Here is an 8,256-nt window from a genome sequence, read left to right as displayed (position 1 = left end):
AAGGTTTCCCAGTGCATGCCGCAATCACCCCAAGAGTGCATTGCTCCATCAATTGGTTTTGAAACATATTGATAGAGGAACTCGATTACATCTAGGAAGTCGTCCTCCGAATATTTTGATGAACAATCAGAAATAGGCCATAAGTTTTTCTTTCTTATTGTCAGAAGCATTTCTAGCTCTACATCTTTGACCGTTCCATTAATGTAATCTGCGTCTACACAATAAAACCCAAAGGCTTCATCGAAATACCCGTCTAATCTGAACTGATCCAATACTCGTACAAATAAATCAATCGTATCACTTAACTCAAGTCCATTGATATTCGGGTTAGTCCCTACTCTTTGAGAATAATACTTGTGGGTCACTTGATTTACCTAGGAAGCCTAACTATTGTTTATGATGCACTTCGGCTTAAGCATGATGCCTACTAAACAGAGCAAGCCTATAACTGAGGTGGCAATAGGGTGACTTGCCCGATCGCCTCCCAGCCTACCCAACTAAATAAAGTGCGACGCCAACTATTACAGCAGCCCGAGTTTTTCTAGAACGGGGCGAGTGGAGACCACATGACGGTCTAATCCCAGATCCTTGGGTGATACCCCGAGGGCTAGGGCGACGAGCTGGGGTAGATGCAAAATGGGTAGGTCAAGCGATCGCCCCATCACCTTTGCCACCTCCGGCTGTCGTGAATCGAGGTTGAGATGGCAGAGCGGGCAAGGCGTGACAATACAGTCCGCCCCGGCAGCGATCGCTTCTTGAAGATGTCCCCCTGCCATTTTGAAGGAATTGGTCGTGTCATAGCTGGAAATGGGCCAGCCGCAGCACTGGGTGCGTCCCGAATAGTAAATGGGCGTTGCTCCCACGGCTCGGAAGACCCGTTCCATCGATTCTGGCGCGTGGGGATCGTCGTGGGGCAGGTGCTTCTGAGCCCGTAGCAGATAGCACCCGTAAAACGCTGCACAGTTCAGGCCCGACAGTGCCCGCGTCACCCGTTTCTGCAAGGCTTCCATGCCATAGTCTCCCACCAGAGCCCAAAGGATATGGGTGACGCGGCTACTGCCTTGGTAGGGTGAGCAGCCTTCCTTTTTCAGTAGGCCGTTAATTTGGTTGAGGTAGGCTGGATCTTGTTGCTGTGCCTCCTTCAGCCGTTCATCCACATGGCCCATCACCCCTTGGCAGGTGCTGCAGTGGGTGAGCAACGGTAAATTGAGCGACTCCGCTAGGGCAATGTTGCGGGCATTCACCGTATCTTCCAGCAGTTGCGACTCTTCCTTAAAAGTCCCCGACCCGCAGCAGGCGGCTTTTTTGAGTTCAATCAGTTCGATGCCCAAGGCTTGGGAGAGGGCTTGGGTGGATTGGTGCAGTTCGCGGCAGGCCCCTTGGGCGACGCAACCGGGATAGTAGGCATACTTGAGTGACATGGGTTCAGCGATCGCAGAGTGTTCTCATCAGGACTGGACGGCAGGCGGGACATTGCCCGTGAGAGCCGCTGGTCTCTCCTATCTTCCTCCACAAGTCTGACGTTGGGGCAATATCCTTATAGTCCCTTAACGTTGATGGCTATGCCGCTGTCTTGGAGCACCCCCAGCAATGATCGGGTTTGCATCGACATGAGAGCACGAATCATAAGCGTGGATGCGAGCGATCGCCCTGATGGTTGCGACACGATATCGTCGTTATAAGTTGAATTCTTATCTCTGCTTGATGCACCATTATCAGAGGATGTATGAACTGATTATGCTTCAAGAGTCTATAGCTAAGTTACGTGGGGTAAGATAAAAGCGCACTTAACCTCAATAGATGCCTATACCTGTGCCATTCTTGAAAGTATCCACCGATCGCCCCCCAATACACGCAGGAAATCTTAGGGTAGAGTCATGTATCTAACAGGACTGCACTCGCCGGATTGGAACAGCAAGCTACAACCGCTGGTGAGTCTGACGCTATGAGTACCATGTCATGAACCGACGTTTTTTAGGATTACTGGGAGCGATTGCGCTTCTGTCGATCGCCTGTGGAGGGTCACCGGAGCCAGATGGATCGTCCCCACCGCCGGCCTCGGACTCGGAAGCTGTGCAGGATGATCCAGTGGATGATCTAGCCGACGATCCAGCTTCGTCGGTGCCGGCTGAACCCGCCCCGTCTTCTCCCCAGATCAGCGATCGCCCCTCGGTAGACGAGACCCAGGTTGATCCCCTAGCGGACACCACCGTGATTCCCGGTGAGCGCGTGGGCCCCATCACCCGCGACACCAATCGTCAGCAGCTCGCTGCCATCTTTGGAGAAGACCAGCTCCGCGATGAGGCAATCGCTGTGGGGGAAGGCTTTGAGGAGCCAGGAACTTGGGTGGAATTGGAGGAGGGGCGATCGCTGGCAATTATCTGGACAGATGAGACGCGATCGCGCCCCTTTGAAGTGCGGGAGTTGGGCCCTGCCTGGCACACGCCGGAGGGTGTGCATACCGGCATGGATTTGGCAGAGCTGAAACAGGTTCTGGGTGATTTCCAGTTTTATGGGTTCGCCTGGGACTATGGCGGCACGATTCAACTGGATAACAGTCGGCTGGATGCCTACCGCAATGTTCTGTACCTACGGATGCGCCTTTCCCATGATGAGATGAGCCTTTATGAAGGAGACTATCCGATCATGGGCGATACCCTGTTTCCCTCGGATCATCCGCGTTTAGATGAAGTGGAGCCGGTGGTTCACAGTATGATCGTGGTGCTCAATCCCCATGACTGGAGTGATTAGGCAACACCGGCGCAAAGTCTGTCAACATGCCGTAGGTGAGCCAGATGGCTAAGGCCCGCAGGTAGTGAGAGGCGCGGAAGGTGCCCACGGCGGTGATGGCTTCTGGCGTGCGGAACTGTAGCCCGTTGGTATAGATCTGTTTGACGACGGCCTCCGTCATGCGCAGGGCTTCGTCTCGCAGGTTCATTTGCACCAAAAAGGCGGCGAGCCCAAAGTTGATGCCTGTCCATACTTCTAGGGGATGGGTGTCGTCTGGATTCATAGGCGAACCATCGGGACGCAGACCATTGGCCGCGCCGAATTGGCCATTGTGGAAGCGCATGAAACAGGCTTCGTACACCATTTCCAGGGCAGACTGGGCGCAGTCGTTGGGCACAATATCCGGCAGACCCAGCAGGCGGGTATAGAACTGACCGCAAAGCTGATCCGCCATGACCACATCGGAGCCGCTGCCGGTGTCCAAGCGGTAATAGCGACCATTCCATAGCGCTTCTTGGTACAGGGGTTTGGCCTGAGCCAGCCAGGTTTGGTACTGCGAGATCGGGTCGGCGGGACGGGGGGCGATCGCTTCCCCAGCTTGCTCTAAAACCTGACCGATGGCGATCGCTGCTTCTAAGGCGGCCAGCCAGAGGCCTCCACAGTAGGCACTGATGCCCTTGAGTCGCCAGTCGTCAAAGGTTTGATCCGGTGCTCCAGAGTTTTCGGGAATGCCGTCGCCGTCGTGGTCGAAGCCTTTGAGATAGTCGAGGGCGCTGACCACCGAGGGCCAGCAGTCTCGGAGAAAGGCTAGATCGGTGCTGCCGGTGAATAGAAAATCTCGATAGACCTGAAGCACGAAGTCGCTGGCCAGATCTTTCCACAGGTTACAGTCTTGGTAGCTGGTGTAGTTGGTTTTTTCCCAGGGATGTTCGTTGGGGGCACCTAGGTCATGGGGCGTGGCGTTGGCGGTTTTGCGTACGGCCATGGGACTTTCTGCGCCAATGGTGTAGTAGTAGCCAATCACCCGTGGGGTATCGTCGGCGCTGGGAATGGCTCGGGCGAAGGCGCGCATCACGGCTTTTTCTAGGTCGGGCCACAGCAGCAGCAGCGACCATGAGGCATGGAGGCGTACGTCTAAACTTTCATACCAGCGATAGTCTAAGCATTCCGCGACGGCAAACTGCCCCACCGGATCGCGATCGCTGGCCGCACTCCAAAGGCTAGCTCCGCTACAGAGGTCGTAGAGTTCGTTAAACAGCGCCATTTTGAACCAACTGGGCAGATCCTCTCGGTCGAGAATCGGTTGCTGCCAGTCTTGGATCTGCTGCTGCCAGGTTGCATAGTGATCCAGTGCCGTCTGAGCGATCGCCCAGGCCTGTCGCCCATCCGCGCCAAAAAAGTCTGTATAGCGCCGCAGATAGGTCACCCCTTGGGCAAATTCGGTCACCGGGACGTCCCAAGCGATCGCCATGGGTAGGGTGCGCCGCTCTCCCGGCTCAAGGGTGATGCGCAACGCCAGGGCAGTGGCAATCTGTTCGCCAGCAGCGGCGGGGGTAGGGTCGGCTATATTGGGCAGGGATCCATCGCGGGCAAAGCTGTCCCATAGCTCCGCGCCGTCGCCATCAGGATTCCAGCGGCTGTGGTAGAACACCTCGCAGTCGTTAGCTTGGGCAGCGATCGCCCATTGTCCATCGCCCTCCTGGGGCTGCGCCGGTCGGTTGACCCGATCCATCAGCCAGCCCACCCGTCCGGCAGTATCCATCGGCTGCCACTGGTTGCTATTGCCTTGACTATCGCCCCAGCGCGGCTGGTAGTCATACACCGGGCTGCCGTCGTCCCGCATCCGCACCTCCGGTGTGCTCTCCCCATTGGTAAACCAGCCCACCATATTCTGCCAGGTCACCAAGATGCTGAGGGTGAGGGGGGCATCGGTGGGGTTCTCCAATATCCAGTTAAAGACCGCCACGGGATAGCTGGTGTCTTGATAGTTGCCGGGTAAAATCGGCGAAAACTGCTCACAGGTGACCCGTGCCTGCAGCGCCTCGTAGACAAACCAGCTGCGGGGATAGAGAGCATGGTAGTGCCCCGTTGGCTGACCCTTACTGCTGGCTGGATAAGGCGTCCAATCGCTAGGAACGGCATCGGCTTCTGTGCAGAGAGCGTAGGCTTGGGCTTGGTTGCCGGATTGTTCAAATAGGCTGAACTGACAGGCTGGCACTGAGCGAAAAATATGCTCGCCGCCGTCAATGTGCCAGAGGTTGAAGTCTCCCCGAGGCGATCGCCCCATACAGCCTGCCCCAAAGCCACCCAGAGGCATCCCATGCCAGGGGCCATCGTCGAGATTGCTGGCGTAGCGAACGGTATAAGGATTAGTCCAGCCCAGCCCAAGGGGCCGCTGCCAGCTACAGCTTGGAATCATGCCTGAAGACCCGCGAATGATCCCCCCGATTTTACCGCCATCTGATGAGCGATTCCGCGATCGCTCCATCGTTGATGATCAAGAAGGAACTTTAGCAAGGGTGCCGCGTCAAACGTCAGAGAATAACAGTGATTAACTTAAGGTGCAGAGACTTGGGCTGTTGAGTGACGTGAGACGGTTGCCGGGGTTGAAGGATCCTCCTAGCAGCCTGATGGATGAGTAGGCTGCGATCCGTGGCGCAATGTATTCTAGCCCGAGGCGACGGTGTAGCAGCCGACAACACCGTCGATGGATGTCTGCCTCCTGATCAAGCTCTCCGTAAGGGTTCTGAGGTGCTATATCTCAGGTTAGGCAGGCATCTTCATACAAGCTTTATAGAAGCCTCATGATTTTTACATCGAGTTATCCGTGGATTTGCGGTTAGCCCGTGTATTTACGGATGTATGGGCATCTTGAATTATGGGAATTTAGTAGACATGGTCACCGGGCGATCGCTCAAGGTTGGCTGAAGCGATCGCTCGATGGTAGGTGATGGGTGCTGAGACAGAGATATGCCAATTACTCGCCCCCATAGCAAGGAGGGCAAGATGGGCAAGACTCTGATTGATGAGAGAGCCCTAGTATTGCCTCAAGCAAGGCAGCAACTAAGGTTCTAGGCGCGATCGCGACCAGATTGAAGAAGACTGATTCATGTCTGCTGGTGCGCAATTCTGAAAGCCATGCAGCCTGTTGTAACTGCCGTCTGTTCCGATTTGCACACAGCGAACATTGTTAAACAGGCATTCCAAAACCCCTAGCGTAATAAAACTAGTGGCAGCCGCGATGGTCAGGAGTAAGCCAATCTCTCGCCAATCGATTTTCCTTGTCACAAGCTCTCTAGTCATGGTTCTATTAGACGCTACTGATTACGTACGGTCTTCACCCCATGGAGCTGGACAACAACATCACATTCCAATTCAGGATTGCATGGCGGATTCTTACTCATTGGCTCCATGATGGTAGATGTCGCAGCGAGAGAAAGGAGTGCAATCATTGCAGCAAACGCATATTTCATTGTCCTAGCCCTGTGTAGATGCAAGACCCAACTCAACAGTGCAGGATCTATGAAGACCAATCAATCGCAATTCTTCTGATCTTTGATAGAGAGAACACCTTGGACTGAGGGTAGACTGGGCTCCGTATCTCCGCATAGTTTCAGAAAATATGCTTAGGCTACACCCTGGTCTGCTCAATGAGTTACATTGCGTAACGCACTAGCCATTTTTGAATGTTCACTCTACAGTAATAGTTAGATGATGGTGGCACAGAACATCTGTGCGCCTCTGAAAGATCTTGAAACTGCTAGACCAACGGTCTTTCACAAGTCCTTATCCTTACAACCGATTCATGTAGCCTGGGGGTTAGGCAGTGAAAAGGATGACACACTGTTGTCTGGTATCTCCTAATTTCACTGGTAACATAGCACGGTCTTGAATGAATTCAATGAAGGTACTAACCCCTCAGGGCTATGATCCTGCACTAGGGCTTGAGGGGCATTATTCTTTAATAGTAGCGGTGTCGCTATTGCCCCGCCTCTCATGATTGCTGAGACGGGGTAACGGGGTCTGGCCAGGGTCGAGTACCAGCGGAGACGATCGCCCGTACTATCCAACGTTCATAGCTATCTTGTTTGTGCGCCAACTGCCGGCTTATTGCGCCAGGCTAGGTCTAGGAAATACGCATGTCAAAAACCCTTCGATGACCTGAGGATGCCAGTGCTGCTCTCTGCTCTCCAAGTGGATGGACGATTGCACCGTGAGCCATGCCGACGGTGGTCTGGAAGATCTAGGGTGCCGATGGATGGACAAAACTCCTGTAACCCTGATTCTCTTGTAAGTTGGGCTAGCGTCAGCGTCACCCAAGTGTCACCCAACGGAGTCTGAACTGGTGTTGGATTTCACGTCGAGCAACTCAGCCTGTACCATCAAGATTGGTTCACCAACCAGCCTAGGATGTTGATGATTGATCCGGTTGCGAGCTGATTGGGGTGGGTTTGTTAGGCGACTCCGTTGTAGCTGGGCGTGATCGCCTCGCTAGCGAATACATCTTCGGCGAACATGATTTTCAAGCTATCAAGATAGGTCGAACATTTGATGAATTGCGTTGTGTCGAGACAGTTGGCAAATTCATGATCCATCAATGTCAGCATGTAGCGTACCAATTCCCAACGCACATTCAGCATGGGGTATAGCATCACGCAAAGAGGAAAAAGTTCTTGCTGCACGATGCTGATGTTATCTTCTAAAATGCAAACCCAAAGATAGGTTTGAAACATCTCCGCATCACGCAGGCTAGAGATTTTAACTTGGGGCGAATTGAGCGCACCGCTGTAGCAATGATGGTGGGGAAATGCTGCCATAACTTGATCGACAACCCGATGGGCGATCGCACTACTCTGGGGCAGGAGCTTTCTCACCAGCAGCAAATCCGTCGATTCATAGGAGTGCTGAGCGGCAGCATCATAGGCCCGTTGCAGGGGCATATAGAGATGATCATCGATGGCTTTGAAATAGAGCCGCAGAGCCTCTTGGTCGGCGGCGGCTAGCTCTAGCAAAAACAGTCCAGTGTAGTGGAACTGCATACTTACAAAGCCGATCACCCTTGGATCAACAAGGGTATATTTTGCCCGAATATGACCTAGGAGAGGTGAAATATTGACTGCAAACCGCTCGGGTGTGACGGATGAGACGTAGCTGATAAAGGCTTGATCGTAGATGTCATAGACATCCTTAGCGATCGCCCATGGATTGATGAGGTTGGGTGGTAGTTGATGGCGCTTGACTTGTTCTGCCAGTAGATGCTCTGTTTTACTCCATGCTCTTGCGCTGACGGTTCGTAGCTCTTGTCGTAAATGCTCGGCAATGTCGTGGCGTGAGGTTTGAGCGCTGGCAAGGGGCTGGGAGGGTTGATGAACCTGTTGCACATAGCGCTTAGCCCAGGCTTGGGAAAAGGAATGGAGCGACGAGGATACCCCAGACATCAATTCATCTTTATTGGGTAAATGCATAGTCTTTTTTTAATAGTGCTAAAGATTGTCTAAAAGGAATCTATTTATAGTGATCTATATC

5 protein-coding genes are annotated in these 8,256 nt (G+C 53.5%); 1 reads left to right on the top strand and 4 read right to left on the bottom strand.

Annotation, left to right across the window (positions count from 1 at the left end; genetic code table 11):
• Positions 1-365: hypothetical protein (locus V6D20_07900; GenBank protein ID HEY9815707.1), on the bottom strand; the 365-nt coding region annotated here is incomplete at its 3' end.
• Positions 366-521: 156 nt separating this feature from the next.
• Positions 522-1,421 (bottom strand): CoB--CoM heterodisulfide reductase iron-sulfur subunit B family protein, encoded by a 900-nt coding sequence (locus V6D20_07895; protein HEY9815706.1) that lies wholly within the window; start codon positions 1,419-1,421, stop codon positions 522-524.
• A gap of 538 nt (positions 1,422-1,959) precedes the next feature.
• Between V6D20_07895 and V6D20_07890 the strand changes: the two genes are divergently transcribed.
• Positions 1,960-2,751 carry a hypothetical protein gene (locus V6D20_07890; GenBank protein HEY9815705.1) on the top strand — a complete coding sequence of 264 codons (792 nt, stop codon included), beginning with the start codon at positions 1,960-1,962 and terminating at the stop codon, positions 2,749-2,751.
• On the opposite strand, the gene V6D20_07885 is transcribed toward V6D20_07890, so the two are convergent.
• Positions 2,726-5,218 (bottom strand): GH116 family glycosyl hydrolase, encoded by a 2,493-nt coding sequence (locus V6D20_07885; protein HEY9815704.1) that lies wholly within the window; start codon positions 5,216-5,218, stop codon positions 2,726-2,728. The genes V6D20_07890 and V6D20_07885 overlap by 26 nt on opposite strands.
• Positions 5,219-7,184: 1,966 nt before the next feature.
• Positions 7,185-8,195, bottom strand: coding sequence for a hypothetical protein (locus tag V6D20_07880; protein ID HEY9815703.1), 1,011 nt, complete (start codon positions 8,193-8,195; stop codon positions 7,185-7,187).
• Between the last annotated feature and the right edge of the window lie 61 nt (positions 8,196-8,256).

Source organism: Candidatus Obscuribacterales bacterium (assembly GCA_036703605.1).
GTDB lineage: Bacteria > Cyanobacteriota > Cyanobacteriia > RECH01 > RECH01 > RECH01.
This window is presented reverse-complemented; position numbering and strand designations above follow the sequence as displayed.